The sequence below is a fragment of the Ancylobacter sp. genome, assembly GCF_965279025.1.
Classification (GTDB): domain Bacteria; phylum Pseudomonadota; class Alphaproteobacteria; order Rhizobiales; family Xanthobacteraceae; genus Ancylobacter.
In genome coordinates this window covers 1,436,419-1,452,945 of sequence record NZ_OZ257132.1, presented here as the reverse complement: position 1 = coordinate 1,452,945, position 16,527 = coordinate 1,436,419, and the positions used below count along the sequence as shown (strand labels likewise).

The 16,527-nt window shown below is 69.6% G+C and carries 14 protein-coding genes and 1 pseudogene; 4 read left to right on the top strand and 11 right to left on the bottom strand.

The annotated features are described in order from the left end of the window. The first annotated feature begins 218 nt into the window (after nt 1–218). Complete coding sequence (locus ACQY76_RS06730; protein ID WP_428032117.1) at nt 219–719, top strand: flavin reductase family protein; 501 nt, start codon at nt 219–221, stop codon at nt 717–719. Nucleotides 720–746: 27 nt separating this feature from the next. Here the strand turns inward: ACQY76_RS06730 and ACQY76_RS06725 are convergent, their stop codons facing one another. Beyond that, on the bottom strand, nt 747–1,655 hold the full coding sequence (locus tag ACQY76_RS06725) for a LysR family transcriptional regulator (RefSeq protein ID WP_428032116.1): 909 nt from the start codon (nt 1,653–1,655) through the stop codon (nt 747–749). Between the two features lie 149 nt (nt 1,656–1,804). On the opposite strand from ACQY76_RS06725, the gene atzF reads away from it, so the two are divergent. Beyond that, complete coding sequence (atzF, locus tag ACQY76_RS06720) at nt 1,805–3,562, top strand: allophanate hydrolase (RefSeq protein ID WP_428032115.1); 1,758 nt, start codon at nt 1,805–1,807, stop codon at nt 3,560–3,562. 43 nt (nt 3,563–3,605) lie between these two features. Here atzF and ACQY76_RS06715 read toward each other — a convergent pair whose 3' ends face one another. Then, nucleotides 3,606–5,048, bottom strand: coding sequence for a mannose-1-phosphate guanylyltransferase/mannose-6-phosphate isomerase (locus ACQY76_RS06715; RefSeq protein WP_428032114.1), 1,443 nt, complete (start codon nt 5,046–5,048; stop codon nt 3,606–3,608). 144 nt (nt 5,049–5,192) lie between these two features. On the opposite strand from ACQY76_RS06715, the gene ACQY76_RS06710 reads away from it, so the two are divergent. Beyond that, on the top strand, nt 5,193–6,557 hold the full coding sequence (locus tag ACQY76_RS06710; protein WP_428032113.1) for a phosphomannomutase: 1,365 nt from the start codon (nt 5,193–5,195) through the stop codon (nt 6,555–6,557). Between the two features lie 3 nt (nt 6,558–6,560). Here ACQY76_RS06710 and ACQY76_RS06705 read toward each other — a convergent pair whose 3' ends face one another. Next, nucleotides 6,561–7,469: an alpha/beta hydrolase family protein gene (locus ACQY76_RS06705; RefSeq protein WP_428032112.1), complete on the bottom strand. Its 909-nt coding sequence runs from the start codon at nt 7,467–7,469 to the stop codon at nt 6,561–6,563. Between the two features lie 146 nt (nt 7,470–7,615). After that, the gene (locus ACQY76_RS06700) at nt 7,616–7,819 is read right to left on the bottom strand and encodes a hypothetical protein (RefSeq protein WP_428032111.1); all 204 of its coding nucleotides are present in this window, start codon (nt 7,817–7,819) and stop codon (nt 7,616–7,618) included. A gap of 350 nt (nt 7,820–8,169) precedes the next feature. Between ACQY76_RS06700 and ACQY76_RS06695 the strand changes: the two genes are divergently transcribed. Further along, nucleotides 8,170–9,444: a lipase family protein gene (locus ACQY76_RS06695; protein ID WP_428032110.1), complete on the top strand. Its 1,275-nt coding sequence runs from the start codon at nt 8,170–8,172 to the stop codon at nt 9,442–9,444. Between the two features lie 7 nt (nt 9,445–9,451). Here the strand turns inward: ACQY76_RS06695 and ACQY76_RS06690 are convergent, their stop codons facing one another. The 7 genes and pseudogenes from ACQY76_RS06690 to ACQY76_RS06660 all read right to left on the bottom strand — a co-directional run bounded on the left by ACQY76_RS06690 (nt 9,452) and on the right by ACQY76_RS06660 (nt 16,475). After that, on the bottom strand, nt 9,452–10,024 hold the full coding sequence (locus ACQY76_RS06690; RefSeq protein ID WP_428032109.1) for a hypothetical protein: 573 nt from the start codon (nt 10,022–10,024) through the stop codon (nt 9,452–9,454). Nucleotides 10,025–10,105: 81 nt separating this feature from the next. Then, nucleotides 10,106–10,480, bottom strand: coding sequence for a response regulator transcription factor (locus tag ACQY76_RS06685; protein WP_428032951.1), 375 nt, complete (start codon nt 10,478–10,480; stop codon nt 10,106–10,108). 119 nt (nt 10,481–10,599) lie between these two features. Next, the gene (locus ACQY76_RS06680) at nt 10,600–11,253 is read right to left on the bottom strand and encodes a response regulator transcription factor (protein WP_428032950.1); all 654 of its coding nucleotides are present in this window, start codon (nt 11,251–11,253) and stop codon (nt 10,600–10,602) included. A gap of 29 nt (nt 11,254–11,282) precedes the next feature. Next, nucleotides 11,283–12,677: a sensor histidine kinase gene (locus tag ACQY76_RS06675; RefSeq protein WP_428032108.1), complete on the bottom strand. Its 1,395-nt coding sequence runs from the start codon at nt 12,675–12,677 to the stop codon at nt 11,283–11,285. A 208-nt stretch (nt 12,678–12,885) separates the two neighbouring features. Further along, nucleotides 12,886–13,655: pseudogene (locus ACQY76_RS06670) on the bottom strand (IS5 family transposase). A 69-nt stretch (nt 13,656–13,724) separates the two neighbouring features. Next, nucleotides 13,725–14,786 (bottom strand): hypothetical protein, encoded by a 1,062-nt coding sequence (locus ACQY76_RS06665; protein ID WP_428032107.1) that lies wholly within the window; start codon nt 14,784–14,786, stop codon nt 13,725–13,727. Between the two features lie 126 nt (nt 14,787–14,912). Continuing rightward, nucleotides 14,913–16,475, bottom strand: a complete 1,563-nt coding sequence (locus ACQY76_RS06660; protein ID WP_428032106.1) for a DHA2 family efflux MFS transporter permease subunit — start codon at nt 16,473–16,475, stop codon at nt 14,913–14,915. Between the last annotated feature and the right edge of the window lie 52 nt (nt 16,476–16,527).

Here is a 16,527-nt window from a genome sequence, read left to right as displayed (position 1 = left end):
GCTCGATTCCGTCGCCACGGGTTGCGCGACGCAGGCGCAGGCGGGCCGGTCACCAGGGTGCCGGTCGTCTCACATCAGCGACATTTGTCGCAGCGCGGGGCGAGACGGGCGGGGCGGTGACGCTGTTTCGCCGGCAAAAGCCGGCTTGCGGCGGCTGGCACGGGCCTTGCGGTCCTCTTTCGCCACGCGGCGGCAAGCGTCGCGACGTGGAGTTCGCCATGATCGACCCGACCGATTTCAAGCACGGCATGCGGCGCCTCGCCGCCGGCGTGTCCGTTATCACCACGCTGGAGGACGGGCAGCCGCACGGCTTCGTCGCCACCTCGGTCACCTCGGTGGCCGCCGACCCGACGCCGACGCTTCTCGTCTGCGTGAACCGCAACGTTTCCTGCCACGATGTCATCGACGCCTCCGGCTCGTTCTGCGTCAATTTGCTGGCCGAGCCGGAACTGGAGCTCGCCAAGGCCTTCTCCTCCTCCGCGCACCGGCACACCCGTTTCAGCACCCATGAGTGGCGGCCGCTGGTGACCGGGGCGCCGGCGCTGGTGGGCGCGCTGGCGAGCTTCGACTGCGAGCTGTCGGAGAAGGTGAGCGTGCACAGCCACACCATCTTCCTCGGCCGGGTGGTCGCCATCCACCTGCCGGAGGTGCCGCTGCACCCGCTGATCTATGCCGGCGGGCAGTTCGACACGCTGGGCTCGCGCTGCCGGGCGCTGTAGGCGCGCGGACGGCTCACGGGGTAAGGCTCACGCGGTTTCGGTCGGCAGGGCCTGCAGCGCCGCGACGAGGCGCTGGGCGAAGCGCGCTGAGGCGACAGGAAGCGTGCGGTTGCGCCGCTGGCCGAGAATGAGGTTGCCGGCTGGCACGTCCTGCGCCGCCAGCGGCCGGAACACCAGCGATCCGTCCGCCGGCGGGCGCAGGCCGATGGGGATCTGGAAGCCGACCGCGCGTTCGTGCAGGACATAGTGCCGGATGAGCTCGAAGCTCTCGGTTTCGACGATGGGGGCCAGGCGGCGCGTGCCCCGCCGGGCGGCGTGGTCGAGCAAATGGCGCACGCCATATTTTGCCGCCGGGGCGACATGGGGCCCGTCGAGGCAATCGCGCAGGCGCAGCTGCGCGCTGCCGGCGAGCGGGTGGTCGGCGGCCATGACCGCGTGGACCGGCTGAGGCACGCTGGCGATCACGTCGAAATCCACGAGATAGACGGGCTCGAAGACGAGGGCGAGGTCGCTCGCATAGGAGGCGAGCTCGGCCTCCGCCTCGGCGCGGTCGCGCACCTTCACCGCGAAGGTGACGCCGGGATGGTCGGCCCGGTAGGCGGCGATCTGCTCGGGCAGGAAATACGGCATCAGCGCCTGCGAGCAGGCCAGCGAGACATGGCCGCGCCGCTCGCCCGCAAGGTCCGCGACCTGCTCGCGCACCCGCGCGAGATCGGACAGGGTGGCGCGGTAGTGCAGCAGAAGCAGTTCGCCCGCCGCGTTGAGCCTCACCCCGCCCGGCAGGCGCTCGAACAGCTCGGCGCCGAACTCGGCCTCGAAGCGGCGGATGCGGCGGTTGAGCGCCGAGGCGGTGAGGTTCATGTCCTCCGCCGCCCGCCGCATCGAGCCTGCGCGCGCGGCGGCTTCCACAAGCTGCAACGTGTAGAGATGGCGCATGCGGGGCCTCCGGAAGCGGTGCATAAAATGCAACGCGGCGGTGAAAACATAGCATTTTATCGAACGGGCCGCGCTGCGCAGAATGCGGGTCGGGGCGCCATGCGCCGGCGCTTCGCCCGCTCCGCCGTGCTCGTTCCAGAGGTTTGCCGATGCCGCGCGATCTTGCCTTCACCCTCGCCTCGCTGCGGGCCGCCTATGCCGGGGGGCTGCGGCCGGAAGCGGTGATCGCCGAGGCGTTCGCGCGGCTCGATGCGCTCGACGATCCCGGCATCTTCCTGTTCGAGGCGCGCGAGGCGGCGCTGGAAGAGGCGCGGGCGCTCGGCAGCCCGGACGGGCGCCCGCTCTGGGGCATCCCCTTTGCGGTGAAGGACAATATCGATGTCGCCGGCATGCCGACCACGGCGGCCTGCCCGGATTTTCTCACGGTCGCGCAAACCGATGCGCATGTGGTGGCGCGGCTGCGGGCGGCAGGGGCGATCTGCCTCGGCAAGACCAATCTCGACCAGTTCGCCACCGGGCTGGTGGGGGTGCGCACACCCTACCCTGTGCCGCGCAACGCGCTCGACCCGGAACTGGTGCCCGGCGGCTCCTCCTCCGGCTCGGCGGTGGCGGTGGCGCGCGGGCTGGTGGCCTTCAGCCTCGGCACCGATACGGCCGGCTCCGGGCGGGTGCCGGCGGCGCTCAACGACATTGTCGGGCTGAAGCCGAGCCTCGGGGCGCTGTCCGCCGCCGGCATGGTGCCGGCCTGCCGCACGCTCGACACCATATCCCTGTTCGCCCAGAGCGTGCGCGAGGCGTGGGAGCTGTTCGACCTGTGCGCCGGCTTCGATCCCGCCGATGCCTTTTCGCGCCCGCTGCCGCGCCAGCAGCTTTCCTCGCTGCCGCCTGACGTCACGGTGGCGGTGCCGGACGCTTCCAGCCTGCGCACCTTCGGCGACGCGGTGCAGGCGAGCCATTTCCGCGCCACGGTGGAGCGGCTGCGCGCCGGCGGGGCGGTCGTCACCGAGATCGACCTCGCGCCGTTCTATGCGGTGGCCGACCTGCTCTATAGTGGGCCATGGGTGGCCGAGCGGGTGGCGGCGGTGGGGGCGCGGCTGACGCAGGCACCGCAGACGCTGCACCCGGTGACGCGGGCCATCCTCGCGCCGGGGCTGAAGCTCTCCGCCGTCGACGCCTTCACCGGGCTGTACCGGCTGGAGGAACTGCGGCGGGTATGCGCACAGGCGCTGGAAGGCATCGATTTCCTCTGCGTGCCGACCATTCCCTGTTTCGTCACGCTGGCGGAGGTGGCGGCCGACCCGTTCGGGCCGAACAGCCGGCTCGGCACCTACACCAATTTCGTCAACCTGCTCGACCTGTGTGGCATCGCCGTGCCGACCGGGCCGCGCGCCGACGGGCGCCCCGGCAGCCTCACCGTGCTGGCGCGCAAGGGGTGGGACGCCCGCGCGGCGGCGCTGGCGCTGCGGCTGGAGCGCGGGGGCGTCGACGCGTCCTTGCCGGCCGGGGAGTCGGCCGATGACGAGATCGCGCTCGCGGTCTGCGGCGCGCACATGGCCGGGCTGCAGCTCAATGGCGAGCTCACCCGGCGTGGCGGCCGCTTCCTGCGCAGCGCCCGAACCTCCCCGGACTACCAGCTCTTCGCCCTGCCCGGCGGGCCTCCGGCGCGGCCGGGGCTGCTGCGTGCGGTGGACGGGCGCGGCGGTGCCATCGCCGTGGAGGTGTGGGCGCTGCCGCGCGCCGCCTTCGGCGATTTCCTCGCCGGCATTCCCGCGCCGCTGGTCATCGGCACGGTGGAGCTGGAGGATGGCGGCGCGGTGAAGGGCTTCCTGTGCGAGCCGCACGGTCTTGCCGGCGCCCGCGACATCACCGCCAGCGGCGGCTGGCGGGCGGCGCTGGCCGCAGGGTAAGGCCCGCCCCGGCGCCCCGCCCTCGGCGTCCGGCTTCTGCCGGTTAGCCCTTGGCCCCTTGCCCGCGCGCGTAGACATCCTCGTAGCGGATGATGTCGTCCTCGCCGAGATAGGTGCCGGTCTGCACCTCGATGAGCACCATGGGCACCTTGCCCGGGTTCTCCATGCGGTGGACGGCGCCGAGCGGGATATAGACCGACTGGTTCTCGGTGAGCAACTGCGCCTTGCCGTCAATGGTGATGCGCGCGGTGCCGGACACCACGATCCAGTGCTCGGAGCGGTGGTAGTGGCTCTGCAGCGACAAGGCGGCGCCGGGATGGACGACGATGCGCTTGACCTGGAAGCGGTCGCCCAGCGCCAGCGTCTCGAACCACCCCCACGGCCGGTGGTCCCTGGGGAAATGCTCCGCCTGCCGGGCGCCGCGTGCCTTGAGCGCGGTGACCGCCTGCTTGACCTCCTGCGAGCGCGAGCGATCGGCCACCAGCACCGCGTCCGGCATGGCGACGACCAGCATGTTGCTGAGGCCAATGCCCACGAGCTCCAGCCCCTCGGCCTCCGAGCGCAGCAGCGAATCGGCGCAGTCGATGGCGGTGACCGGACCATGGGCGACGACATTGGACGCGTCGGCCGCGCCCTCGCGCATCACCGAGGCCCAGTCGCCGAGATCCGACCAGTCGCCGGCGAAGGGCACCACGTCGAGATTGGTCGAGCGCTCCATGATGGCATAGTCGATGGAGATGTCCTGCGCGCGCTGCCACGGCTCATGGGCAAGGCGCAGGAAATCGAGGTCGCTGGCAGCCTGCTCCACCGCCTCGCGCACGGGGGCGAGCATCTGCGGCGCGTGGGCCTCGAACGCCTTGAGCGCGGTTTCCACCGAGAACAGGAAGATGCCGGCATTCCACAGATAGTGCCCGTCCGCCAGCATGGCGGCGGCGCGGCCGGCATCGGGCTTCTCGACGAAACGGCTGAGCGGCACTGGAGCGGGGGCATCGCCTTCCGGCGGGTGGGCGAGCTCCAGCCAGCCATAGCCGGTTTCCGGCCGTGTGGGGCGGATGCCGAAGGTGACGATGCGCCCGCTCGTCGCGGCGGGCAGGCCGGCGCGCACGGCGGCGGAAAACGCGTCGCTGTCGGGCACCACCTGGTCGGACGGCATGACCAGCAGCAGCGCCTGCGGATCGCGCGCCGCCAGATAGTGCACGGCGGCGAGGATGGCGGGCGCGGTGTTGCGCGCGCTCGGCTCGATCAGCACCGCGCCGGCGGGAATGCCGGCCTCGCCGAGCTGCTCGGTGACGATGAAGCGGAAATCGGCATTGGTGACGATGACCGGCGGGCGCACCTCCGCCCCGGAAAGGCGCCTCGCGGCCGCCTGGAACAAGGTCTCGCCATCGCCCAGCTTGACGAACTGCTTGGGGAAGCTCTTGCGGGAGAGCGGCCACAGGCGCGTGCCCGAGCCGCCGCAGAGAAGAACGGGGTAAAGATGTGCCATGAAGCCTGATGGTTCGCGGGAGGTATCCTGAACGCGCGAAGTGTGGGGGGCGGTGCGGCGAAAGGCAAGGCGGATCAATCGTCTTGATCTCCCGCCGCAGAGACCTTACCCCCGAAGGGTCACCTCAGAAGGAGAGATCCCCCCATGCTCACCTGCTTCAAGGCCTATGACATTCGCGGACGCCTCGGCGAGGAACTCAACGAGGACATTGCCCGCCGGATCGGCCGGGCCTTCGTCGACGGCCTCGCGGCCAGGCGCGTGGTGATCGGTCGCGATTGCCGTGCCTCCTCGGAGGCGCTGGCGGCAGCCTGCATCGAAGGGCTGGTGGCCGGCGGCGTCGAGGTGCTGGACCTCGGCCTGTGCGGCACCGAGGAAATGTACGCCGCCGTGACCGACCTCGCGGCCGATGGCGGCATCGAGGTGACGGCCTCGCACAACCCGATGGACTATAACGGCATGAAGCTGGTGCGCGCCGGCTCCGCCCCGCTCGACACCGCGACCGGGCTGGCGGCGATCCGCGCGCTGGCGGAAGGGCCGGCGCTGCCGGACGTGCCGGGCGGGCGGGTGGTGCCGGCAACAGGCGCCCGCGCCGCCTATGTCGCGCGCGTGCTCTCCTTCGTCGATGTGAGCGCGCTGCGCCCGCTCACCGTGCTGGTGAATGCCGGAAACGGCGCGGCGGGGCCGACCTTCGACGCGCTGGCGCAGGCGCTGGAGGAGCGGGGCGCACCGCTGACCTTCGTGCGGCTGCACCATGAGCCGGATGGCAGCTTTCCCCATGGCATCCCCAACCCGCTGCTGCCGGAGAACCAGCCGGTGACGGCCGAGGCGGTACGCGCCGCCAGGGCGGATATGGGCGTCGCCTGGGACGGCGATTTCGACCGCTGCTTCCTGTTCGACGAGACCGGGCGTTTCATTCCCGGCGAGTACATCGTCGGCCTGCTGGCGCAGGTGTTCCTCGCCAAGGAGCCGGGCGCGACCATCATCCACGACCCGCGCGTGGTGTGGAACACGCAGGACGGCGTCGCCAAGGCGGGCGGGCAGGCGGTGCAGGCGCGTACCGGCCACGCCTTCCTCAAGCAGGCGCTGCGCGACACCGGCGCGGTCTATGGCGGCGAAATGTCGGCGCACCACTATTTCCGCGACTTCATGTGCTGCGATTCCGGCATGATCCCGTGGCTGCTGGTGGCGGAGCTTATGGGGCGGAGCGGGGCGCCGCTCAGCGCGCTGGTTTCCGAACGCATGGCGGCCTTCCCCTCTTCCGGCGAGATCAATTTCCGCCTCGAAGACCCCGCCGGCGCGGTGGCGCGGGTGGAGGCGGCGTTTGCCGGACTGGACCCGGTGCGCGACGAGACGGACGGGCTTTCGCTCGATTTCGGCAATTGGCGGCTCAATCTGCGCCGCTCCAATACCGAGCCGCTGCTGCGGCTGAATGTCGAGGCGAAGGGCGACCCGGCGATGGTGGCGCAGCGGGTGGAGGAGATCCACGCGCTGGTCCGCGCCGACGGCTGAGCCTCACCTTCCGGCGAGGTCCACGACGTGGCCCGGCCACGGGTTACGCCCGTCGCGCAGCCACACCAGCGTGTCGGCCCAGAAGCCTTCCCGGTGGCTGTCGTGGAACAGGCTGAAATGGCCGATCGCCTCGCGCCCGTAATCGGCGGGCGCGAGCTTCACCAGCGTGCGGCGGGCGCCGGTGTAATAGGCCAGCGTGCGGGCAAGCGCCGGCACGGTGCCGAGCGGGTCGTCCGCCATCGCCACGGCCAGGATGTCGGCGCGCACCCCGGCCATGCGGGTGCGCACCGCCTCGCGCTCGGCACGGGGGTGGCTGGTTTCGAACCGGGGCCCGCGAAAGCTCCATTCATGGGCGACGCCGGCGGGCAGGTCCTCCAGCCAGCCGAGCCGCTTGCCGGGGAAATAGCCGAACAGCGCGGTGAGCACCGGCATGGCGAGATGCCATTTCGCGAACAGGCCGGCGCGCTGGCTGGGGGCGTAATCCCGCCACCACGCATATTGCGCGCCCATGGTCAGCATGCGGGTGATGGCGGCGCTGCTCTCGGCGAGGCCGGGCAAAAACCCGCCGATGGAATGGCCGACCACCATGAGCGGCCCTCCCGCTTCGCCCGTCATGAAGCGCAGCGCGGCGTCGGCATCGCGCTCGCCCCAGTCGCGCCAGCGATAGCGGCAGCCGCGCAGGCTCACCGGCCGCGACAAGCCGATGCCGCGATAATCGAAGGTCAGGACCGTGAAGCCGTGGCCGGCGAGGAAGCGGGCATAGCGGTGATAATAGCGCGCCGCGACGCCGGTGGCGGGCATGACGACGACCGCGCCATGGACGGTCGGCGAGGGCGCGGCCCAGACATGGCCACGCAGCGTGACGCCGTCCCGGCAGGTGATGGCCACCGCGCGTGGCTCGCTCCCGCTCATCCTCTCGCTCCCCGGCCTGCGCTCGCGCGCTAAAGGCCAGATTGCCCCAGCGATATCAAGGGCAGGGCATAGGGGGAGCCGGCTGAAACGACATCGGCCCGGTCGATGACCGGGCCGACATAGGGTCGTCAGGTAAGGCGCCGGGCTCAGTTGGCCGAGCGGGCATTGCCTTCGGCCTGCTCGCGGATCGCGGCGGCGCTGTTTCGGGCGGCGAAGCTCTCCGCCGCGTTGCGACCCTCGACGACGGTCTGGGTCGCCGCGGTGGCGTGGTGGCGGGTGGCCGCTTCGGCCGTGGCGGCGCCGAACAGAACGGTGGTGGAGAGAAGGGCGAGAGCGATGATCTTGTTCATGGAAGTTCTCCGAATGTGCCGGGCCCGGGGGTGGGCCAAGTCATGGGGAGAAGGTAGGGGAGGCCCCGGCCGGCCGATATCACGCCTGTGCTTAGCCGGCTCATGCCTTGGATTCACCCCCCTATCCCTAGGGATGAATGGCGTTGGGGCAGGTGCCGGCCGGGGCGGTGGATGCCGCGATGCCACCGCCAGGGGGCGCTTGCGCACGGACATGGCAGCCGGCCGCGCAACGTCCGCGGCAGGTTGCTGACCAACGGGCAGGTAGGACAGTCCCGCGCGGATTCGAAAGAGCGCCGCACGGCGCTGCCCTTTAGTAAGGCCGCCGCCGACCGGGCGGCAGGTGCGCCGGCATGGGGCCGGATGGCAGCGAGGGCTTCATCATGCACGGCGTTCCGACGTTTATCTCCCGCAAGGCGCTCGCGGTGCTGTGCGCCGGCGCGACGCTGATGGCGCTGCAGCCGCAACCGGCGCGCGCCGCTGCGGCGACGGATTTCTACACGGTGTCGGGCGCGCAGCTGCGCGGGCGTCCCGGCACGCTGATCCGAGCCGAGCCGCTGACCCCGCCGGCCGGTGCGCAGGCGGCCTACCGGATTCTCTACCGCTCGCGCGGTGCCGGCGGGGAACTCGTCGCGGTGTCCGGCGTCGTCGCCGCCCCGGCCGCGGAAGCGCGGGGCGCGCCGGTGGTGACCTGGGGCCATGGCACCACCGGCATCGCGCCGGGCTGCGCGCCCTCGCGCTTTCCGCAGCATGATTTCGGCAGCATCAGCGGGCTGCGCAGCCTGCTCGCCGACGGTGTCGTCGTGGTGGCGACGGATTATCAGGGCCTCGGCGCGGGGACGGTCCATCCCTATCTCGACGGGGCCAGCGAGGCGCATGCGATGATCGACGCGGTGCGCGCGGCGCGGGCGCTGCCCGGGCTGAAGGCGGGCAACCGCTTTGCCAGCTGGGGCTTTTCGGAAGGCGGGCAGGCCTCGCTGTTCACCGGCGCCCTGGCCCGCTCCTATGCGCCCGAACTGCGTTTCGAGGGCGCGGCGGCGGTTTCCGCCCCCACCGAACTGCGCCGGCTGCTGGCCAACGACATCGGCACGCCGGCGGGCGAGGTGATCGCCTCCTACGCTGCCTGGTCGTGGAGCGAGACCTATCATCTGCCGCTCGGCCAGGTGGTTCGCGCGGCGGATGTGCCAGCGCTGGAGCACATCTCCACTCTGTGCAGCCTCGACACGCCGCAGCGCCTGACGCTTGGCCTGTCCACCTTCGCCTATGGCGAGGCCGGGCTGCTGCGCCACGGCACCGAGGCCGGCCAGGCGCTCGACCATGGCCCCTGGGGCCGGCTGATCGCCCGCAATTCGCGGCCGACGCCGCGCGGCGTGCCGGTGTTCCTCGCCCAGGGCGACGGCGACACGCTGGTGGAGCCCGCCACCACGCGCGACTATGCCCGCCAGCTCTGCCGCGACGGGGTGCGGCTCGACTATCAGGAAATCCCCTTTGCCAGCCATGGCCAGGCCGAGACGGCGAGTGCCGGCGCGGCAACGGGGTGGCTGGAGGCGCGGCTTGCGGGGGTGCGGGCACCGAGCGATTGCGCCGATGCAGCCAGCGCGCCGGCGCATCGCTTGCGCACGCGCTGAGGAAGGTTCAGCGAAACAAAAGAGCGAGCCTGCGCCGCACGTCCCGCACCAGGCGGCGCAGGCGGACCTTGAGCCGATCGAGATGCAGCGCCGCCACCACGCGGTCGCGCACGCTGGTGAGGGTGAGGATCACCCACGCCATCCATGGCAGCGTCATCAGCTTGGGGCGCCCGGCGGAATAGATGCGCTCGATGACCACGAAGCTGACGAGATAGGCCACGACCAGCAGCAGCGTGCCGCGCCGGGGCCACCCATCGGCGACCCATACCAGCGCGACGATCTTCAGCGGCTCGATGGTGACATAGGGGATGAACAGCAGCACCAGGATCGTCCACACCGAGCGGGCGGCGATCCAGCGCTCGAACGCGTGCATGATGCGCAGCGCGGCGATGCGGGCGATCAGCGGGCGATAGAGCGGGCGCACCAGCTCGTCGAGCAGAATCAGCGGTGTAAAGACGAGGCGGAACAGTAAGCCGAGGCAGGTGCGCAGCGGGCGCTCACGGAACGAGCGGCGCCGGCGGACCGCGGGCCGGGGGGCGGGGGGAGGGACCGGGCGAGGGGGCGAGGCGGGGACATCCATCCCTGCGATATCGGCATCTCTGCGGCGCGGCCGCAAGTCCCGGGACGCCGACGACCGATGGCGGTCGTCAGTGGGCGGTGGTCAGTGGCTGGACGCGGCTGTGCCGTCGCCGAGCGCCAGGTCGATGCAGGCGATCATGGCGTCGCCGTCGAAGGGCTTGGCAAGGAAGCCGATGGCGCCGGCGGCGTGGACCTGGCGGCGGATGCGCTCTTCGGGAAAGGCGGTGATGAAGATCAGCGGGGTGCGGTCGCCCCGGGCGCGCAGCGCGCTCTGCAGCTCGACGCCGCTCATGCCCGGCATCTGCACGTCGGTGATGACGCAGTCGGTCTTGCCGAGCGAGGGCGAGCGCAGGAAATCCTCGGCGGAGGCGAAGGTGCGCGCGCTGAAGCCGAGCGAGCGGATGAGGCTCTCAGTGGCGACGCGCACGGATTCGTCGTCGTCGATGATCGTGATCATCGGGGTGGGGGCCAAGATAATACCTCTTTTCCGAATGTGCGGCCGCCGCTGCGGCGCCGCGATGACCTCCATATAGGCCCCTGAAGGGCGACTTTCGAATTATACGCAGGTTTGCTCCATCATCCCTTGGCAGCGGATAGACCCAACGTTTCGGCCATACGCACGAGATCGGCCAGGGAACGCGCGCCCATCTTGCGCATGACATGGCCACGGTGAATCTTGACGGTGATCTCGCTCAACCCGACCTCGGCGGCGACCTGCTTGTTCATCAGGCCGGAGGTGACGAGCGCCATGATCTGCTTCTCGCGCGGGGTCAGCGATTCATAATGGCCCTGCACGTCGGACAGCGCCTGCTGCACCGCGCGTCGCTCCCGGTCGAGCGCCAGCGCGGTGGCCACGGCGTCCAGCATGTCCTGGTCGCGGAACGGCTTGGTGAGGAAGTCGACCGCGCCGGCCTTCATGGCGCGCACGGTCATCGGAATATCGCCGTGGCCGGTCATGAAGATGGTCGGCATGTCGATGCCCGTGCGCCCCAGCTGCGACTGGAAGTCGAGCCCGCTCACCCCCGGCAGGCGGATGTCCAGCACGAGGCAGCGCGGCACGTCCGGCAGCTTGGCCGCCAGCAATTCGGCGGTGCCGCCGAAGAGCTGCACCTGCAGCCCGATCGACCGGAACAGGCTGGAGAGCGCTTGGCGCAGATCGGCATCGTCATCGACGACGACGACCAGCGGATCGGCGGAGGCGGCGGTGGACGGCGTGGAGGTGCGGCTGATCACGAGGCAGGTTCCTTCGGCGTCGGCCGTCAAACGGGCCGTGAGGCGGGCAGCGACACGGTGAACAGCATGCCGCCCTCGTCAAGGCAATCGGCGACGATGCGCCCGCCATGCGCCTCGACGATGGAGCGGGAAATCGAAAGCCCCATGCCCATGCCGTCCTTGCGGGTGCTGTAGAAAGCGTCGAACAGCTTTGGCAGGTTTTCCGCCGCCACGCCGGGCCCGCCGTCGCGCACCTCGATGACGACGCAGCTGCGCTCCGGGAGCGCCTCGGCGCGGGTGCGGAGCGCCAGCCGGCGCCGGGTGTCGTCCACACCGCTCATCGCCTGGATGGCGTTGAGCGCGAGATTGAGCACCACCTGCTGAAGCTGGACCCGGTCGGCGAGAACGTCCGGCAGGCCCTCGCCCAGCACCAAGTCGAGCGTGACGGCGTGCGTCAGCCGCTCGCGTTCCAGCAGCGGCAGGACATCGTCGATCATCTCGTTGACGTCGACGGGCGCATGGTCCGGCTGGTCGCGGCGCGCCAGTGCGCGCAGCCGGGCCACCACCTCGCTGGCGCGACGGCCATTGGCGATCATGCGCTCGACGGAGGCCAGCGCCTCGCCGACATCGGGCTCGGCGCGCTTGAGCCAGCGCAGGCACGCCTCGCCATTGGTTACCACGGCGGCCAGCGGCTGGTTGACCTCATGGGCGATGGAGGCGGTCAATTCGCCCATCGTGGTGACGCGGGCGACATGGGAAAGTTCGGCGCGGGTCTGGTGCAGCGCGTCCTCGGTCTGCTTGCGGCTGGTGATGTCGCTGTTGGTCTCCATCGCGGCCAGCGGGCGCCCGCGCTCGTCGCGCTGCAGCGACCAGCGGCTCATCACCGTGACCGCCGGGCCGCTCTTGCGGGTGTGGACGAGTTCGCCCTCCCAGCGCCCGGTCTCGTACAGCTCGGCGCGGATGTCGGCGAGAGGCACCGGAAACACCGTCTTCAGCAGCGTGGTCGCGGCCTGCCCGAGCGCTTCCGCCCGCGACCAGCCATAGAGCCGTTCGGCGCCGAGGCTCCAATAGGTGATGACATCGCCGGTATCGCGCACGAAGATGGCGTCGTGGGTGAGGTCGAGCAGCGCGGCCTGGCTGCGCAGCGATTGGGTGGCGGCCTGGTTGTCGAGGCACAGGAGCGTGGTGACGGTGATCGCGGCGATGCTGACGAGGCAGCGCATGGTCGCCGCCAGGTCGTAATCGTCGCTGTGCATGACGAAATAGCTAAGCAGCGTCAGGCCGATGCACAGCCCGGCGATGACGAGCAGGCCGCGCCGCTCGGAGTTTGTCGCCGACAGCAGAACGACGACGACATAGAGCACCGCGATCGCCATATCGAGCGCGGAGAACGTGTCGATGGCGAAGATCGCCGCGGCGAGCAGGGCGGCGATCGCCGGCATGAGCCATCGGTTCGATGGTCGATCGTCCAAGATCCGTCCCCGTGAACTGTACATCCTCGACCCGCCCCGCGCCGGCCTCGAAACAAGGGGCCGGAATGGCATTCTAGGCGAGGTCCTGCGGTCGCGCGAGACTGGCGGGGAAGGCGTGCACGGTCTTTCCCGTCCGCCATGCCTTGTCGCAAGCGCACGGCCGAGGGCCGGCTGCGCTCTAGGCGACCGACTCATTAAACCGCATCCATATTCTGAGTGATGCGAGTTTTACGCCGGCGAGGAAATTGTCAGGTCGCTTGTCGTATCGGGTCGCAACGGCGCGGTAGTGCTTGATCTTGTTGAAGAAGCGCTCGACGAGGTTGCGATAGCGATACAAGAAGGGGCTGAAGGCTGGCACGTTCTTGCGGTTCGGCATGGGCTTGATGTTGGCCCATGCGCCTCGCTCGCGCAGGCTTTGCCGGAGTTCGTCGCTGTCATAGGCGCGGTCGGCCAGGAGGGTCTGGCCATCGACAAGCGCGCCGAGCATGTCGCGGGCGCTGCGTCCGTCATGAGCCTGGCCCTCGGTCAATTTCAGGGCGATCGGCAGGCCTTCGGCATCCACCAGAGCATGGATCTTCGTTGTCAGGCCGCCCCGCGAGCGACCCATGCAACCGGATCGGTCGTCTTTTTTTGGGCGTTGGCGGCGTGCTGGTGCACGCGGATGCTGGAGGAATCGATCATCTGGATGTCGCCATCGTAAGCCTTTGACACCGCTTCCAGAAGCCGATCCCAGACCCCCGCCTTGCGCCAGCGGTTGAAGCGGTTCACGCAGGTCGTGTGCGGGCCGTAGCGCTCGGGAATGTCGGCCCACGGCGCCCCGGTCCGAAGTCGCCAGAAAATCCCGTTCAGCACGCGCCGGTCGTCCACCCGAGGCACGCCCCTCGGCTTGTTCGGCAAAAGCGGCTGGATCACCGACCACTCGAAATCCGTTAGATCAAAGCGGGCCATCTCATCCTCCATCAGGAGAAATGAATCAGCCTCCGACCCAAAAGGGAATCCCGTTTATGGGTCTGTGACCTAGATGTCGAGCAGGAAGCGCTGGCGCGCCCGGCCGAGCAGCTGGGAGCCGACGCCCTTGCGGCGCATGTCGGCCAGTATCTCCTCGTCATGGCCCTCGGCGCCGACGGTGCGCAGCAGCGTTTCCAGCTCGTGCATCCGGTACAGGCCGCGAAACATCAGGTCGCGCTTGAGCAGGGGCGAGCCGAGAAAGCGCCGGCAGAGAAACCCGCTGCTGTGGATCTGCGAGCGCATGTCGACGGCGGCGAGGATCTCGTCCACCAGTGCCTCGCGCCGTTGCGGCAGCGCACGCAAGGCCGCGCGCGAATCGGACGGAAGATAGTCGGCGAGGTCCTGCAACTGCGCGAGGTCGAGGGCGGTGATCGAGGTGCGCAGCCGCGCGGCGCTGAACAGCACCTCGGTCGAGCGTGCCAGGCGCGCCAAGCAGTGCGCGCCGGCGATCTCGCCCTTCCGGATCGCCCATCCGCGCACATTCACCGGCAGGTAGTCTTTCCAGAACCGGATGTAGTCGGGTTGCTCCAGCATGCGGCGCGAGATCGAATAGCAGAACGACTGGGTGTGGTGCTGGACGGCGCAGTTCTCGTAGGTGGCGCACACATCGTGGTCCGAGATCGCCAGCCGGCTAAACAACTCGGTGAGGCCGGCGCGAAAATAATAGACGCTGTCATTGAGGATCAGCAGCCTGTCCGGCGCGCGGCCGGCAAGGCCGAGAATGGCGTCGCGATAGCCGCCCATGTCGAAGCCGCTATTGTCGCGCAGCAGGACCCGGTGCGCCCGCGCCCGCAGCGCCTCCAGCCGGTCGACCGGCAGCGGGTTGTTGACCACCAGCGTGACGTTGATACCGGCCTCCGCCAGCGCGTCGAGGGCATTCCACACATACCATCCGGTCTCGCGCGGTTGCCAGATGACAAAGACCGCGTGGACGTCGCCGGGATGGGTAAGCCCGCCCGCGACTTCGCTCGGGCGCGATTCCAGCGACAGCCAGCGCGTGAGCCGGGCGCGCAGGATCGGCAGATGGGCATCGACCACACGGACATAGGCACGGTAAAACCGGAACTTCATGAACTGCCGCTCGACCGAACGCCCTGCGTAAGCCTGTGGGGCAAGCCCCCTGCGGGCGGCTCACCTTGTTACCATTCCAGTCGGAGGCAACGAAGGTTGTCAATAGGATTCCGGCAACCCTCCGTTTCACACCTCGCGTTGCGTCAGGGCGACGGCGAGCGCGGCGGCGAGCAGCACCGCGCCGAGCACCGCGAACGTGTCCGAGAATCCCATGATCAGTGCCTGCTGCGCCACCAGCCTGCCGAGCAGGACCTCCGCCTGGTGGTGGGCCTCGGCCGGGTTCGGCAGGCCGTGATTCATGAAGTAGTGCTGCATGCGGTCGAGGAAGTCCCGCACCGTTTCGCCATAGGGCGTGACCGACTGCCCGATGATGTTGGAATGGAACTGCTCGCGCTTGCTGATCAGCGTCGCCAACACGGCGGTGCCGATCGCGCCGCCCAGGCTGCGCATCATGTTGAACAGGCCTGACGCCTGGCCGGAGAATTCCGGCGGCATCCCGGTCATGGTGATGTTGGCGAGCGGCGAAAGCACGATGGCTTGGCCGAGCGCGCGCACGATATTGGTGGCCATGAGCTGGTCGCCGCCATCGTTGAAGCTGAGATGGGTGTTCATGAAGCAGCTCAGCGCGAAGATGGCGAGGCCGGCAATGACCATCAGCCGCGCGTCGATGCGCTTCATCAGCATCGGCACGAAGGGAATGATGAGCAGCTGCGGCAACCCGACCCAGGCGAGCACCGCGCCGATCTGCTGCGCGCTGTAGCCCTGCACGGCATCGAGATAGGTCGGCAGCACATAGACCGAGCCGAACAGCGCGAAGCCGACGATGGTGTTGGCGACGATGCCGAGGGCGAAATTACGCCGCTTCAGCAGCCGCAACTGCAAGGTCGGCTTGTCCACCTTCAGCTGGATGGCGATGAAGATGGCGAGGCACACGGCCGCGACCAGCGAGAGGCGCACGATCAGCGGCGAGCCGAACCAGTCGTCCTTGTTGCCTTCGTCGAGCACGGTCTGCAGGCAGGCGAGGCCCACCGCCATGAAGCCGATGCCCCACCAGTCACCCTCGCGCAGCAGGCGCAACTGCATCGGGCTGCGCTCCAGCGTCGGCAGCAGCAGGGCGAGCATCACCGCGCCGGGGATGATGTTGACGAAGAAGATGGTGGGCCAGCCATATTGGTCGGTCAGCCAGCCGCCGATGGTCGGCCCGATCGCCGGGCCGAAGGTGGCGGTGAGGGCGAAGGCGGCGAGGCCGACGGGGCGCTGGTGCAAGGGCAGGCGCGTCAGCACCGCAGTGAAGGCGAGCGGGATCAGGCAGCCGCCGAAGAAGCCCTGCAGCCCGCGCGAGACGATCATCTGGTTGAGGCTGGTGGCAAAGGCGCAGGTCATCGAGAACACCAGGAACAGCGTGGTCGCCCCGAGAATGAAGCGGCGGAAGCCGAACACCTGCGCGAGATAATTGGTCAGCGGGATCATGATGATCTCGCCGATGAGATAGGAGGTGGAGATCCAGGTGCCGTTGTCCGAGCCGGTGCCGATGCCGCCCTCGATCTGCGGCAGCGAGGAATTGGTGATCTGGATGTCCAGCACCGCGATCAGCGCGCCGAGCAGGCAGCCGAAGACGGCGATCCAGGTCCGCAGGCTGGCCCCTGCCGGAGGGGCGGGCGCGGCACGCAGCGCGACGGCATTATCCATCGGAGGGCTCCCTGGAGCGCGATGTCGGGGGCGGGCCGGGCGGCCGCGAAGC

Excerpts from the sequence above, each read along its gene's own strand:
- ACQY76_RS06725 (WP_428032116.1), bottom strand. The coding sequence starts at position 1,655 with ATGCGCCATCTCTACACGTTGCAGCTTGTGGAAGCCGCCGCGCGCGCA.
- ACQY76_RS06710 (WP_428032113.1), top strand. The coding sequence starts at position 5,193 with ATGCTCACCTGCTTCAAGGCCTATGACATTCGCGGACGCCTCGGCGAG.
- ACQY76_RS06675 (WP_428032108.1), bottom strand. The coding sequence starts at position 12,677 with ATGCCGGCGATCGCCGCCCTGCTCGCCGCGGCGATCTTCGCCATCGAC.
- atzF (WP_428032115.1), top strand. The coding sequence starts at position 1,805 with ATGCCGCGCGATCTTGCCTTCACCCTCGCCTCGCTGCGGGCCGCCTAT.
- ACQY76_RS06690 (WP_428032109.1), bottom strand. The coding sequence starts at position 10,024 with ATGGATGTCCCCGCCTCGCCCCCTCGCCCGGTCCCTCCCCCCGCCCCC.
- ACQY76_RS06695 (WP_428032110.1), top strand. The coding sequence starts at position 8,170 with ATGGGGCCGGATGGCAGCGAGGGCTTCATCATGCACGGCGTTCCGACG.
- ACQY76_RS06660 (WP_428032106.1), bottom strand. The coding sequence starts at position 16,475 with ATGGATAATGCCGTCGCGCTGCGTGCCGCGCCCGCCCCTCCGGCAGGG.
- ACQY76_RS06700 (WP_428032111.1), bottom strand. The coding sequence starts at position 7,819 with ATGAACAAGATCATCGCTCTCGCCCTTCTCTCCACCACCGTTCTGTTC.
- ACQY76_RS06705 (WP_428032112.1), bottom strand. The coding sequence starts at position 7,469 with ATGAGCGGGAGCGAGCCACGCGCGGTGGCCATCACCTGCCGGGACGGC.
- ACQY76_RS06685 (WP_428032951.1), bottom strand. The coding sequence starts at position 10,480 with ATGATCACGATCATCGACGACGACGAATCCGTGCGCGTCGCCACTGAG.
- ACQY76_RS06665 (WP_428032107.1), bottom strand. The coding sequence starts at position 14,786 with ATGAAGTTCCGGTTTTACCGTGCCTATGTCCGTGTGGTCGATGCCCAT.
- ACQY76_RS06730 (WP_428032117.1), top strand. The coding sequence starts at position 219 with ATGATCGACCCGACCGATTTCAAGCACGGCATGCGGCGCCTCGCCGCC.
- ACQY76_RS06715 (WP_428032114.1), bottom strand. The coding sequence starts at position 5,048 with ATGGCACATCTTTACCCCGTTCTTCTCTGCGGCGGCTCGGGCACGCGC.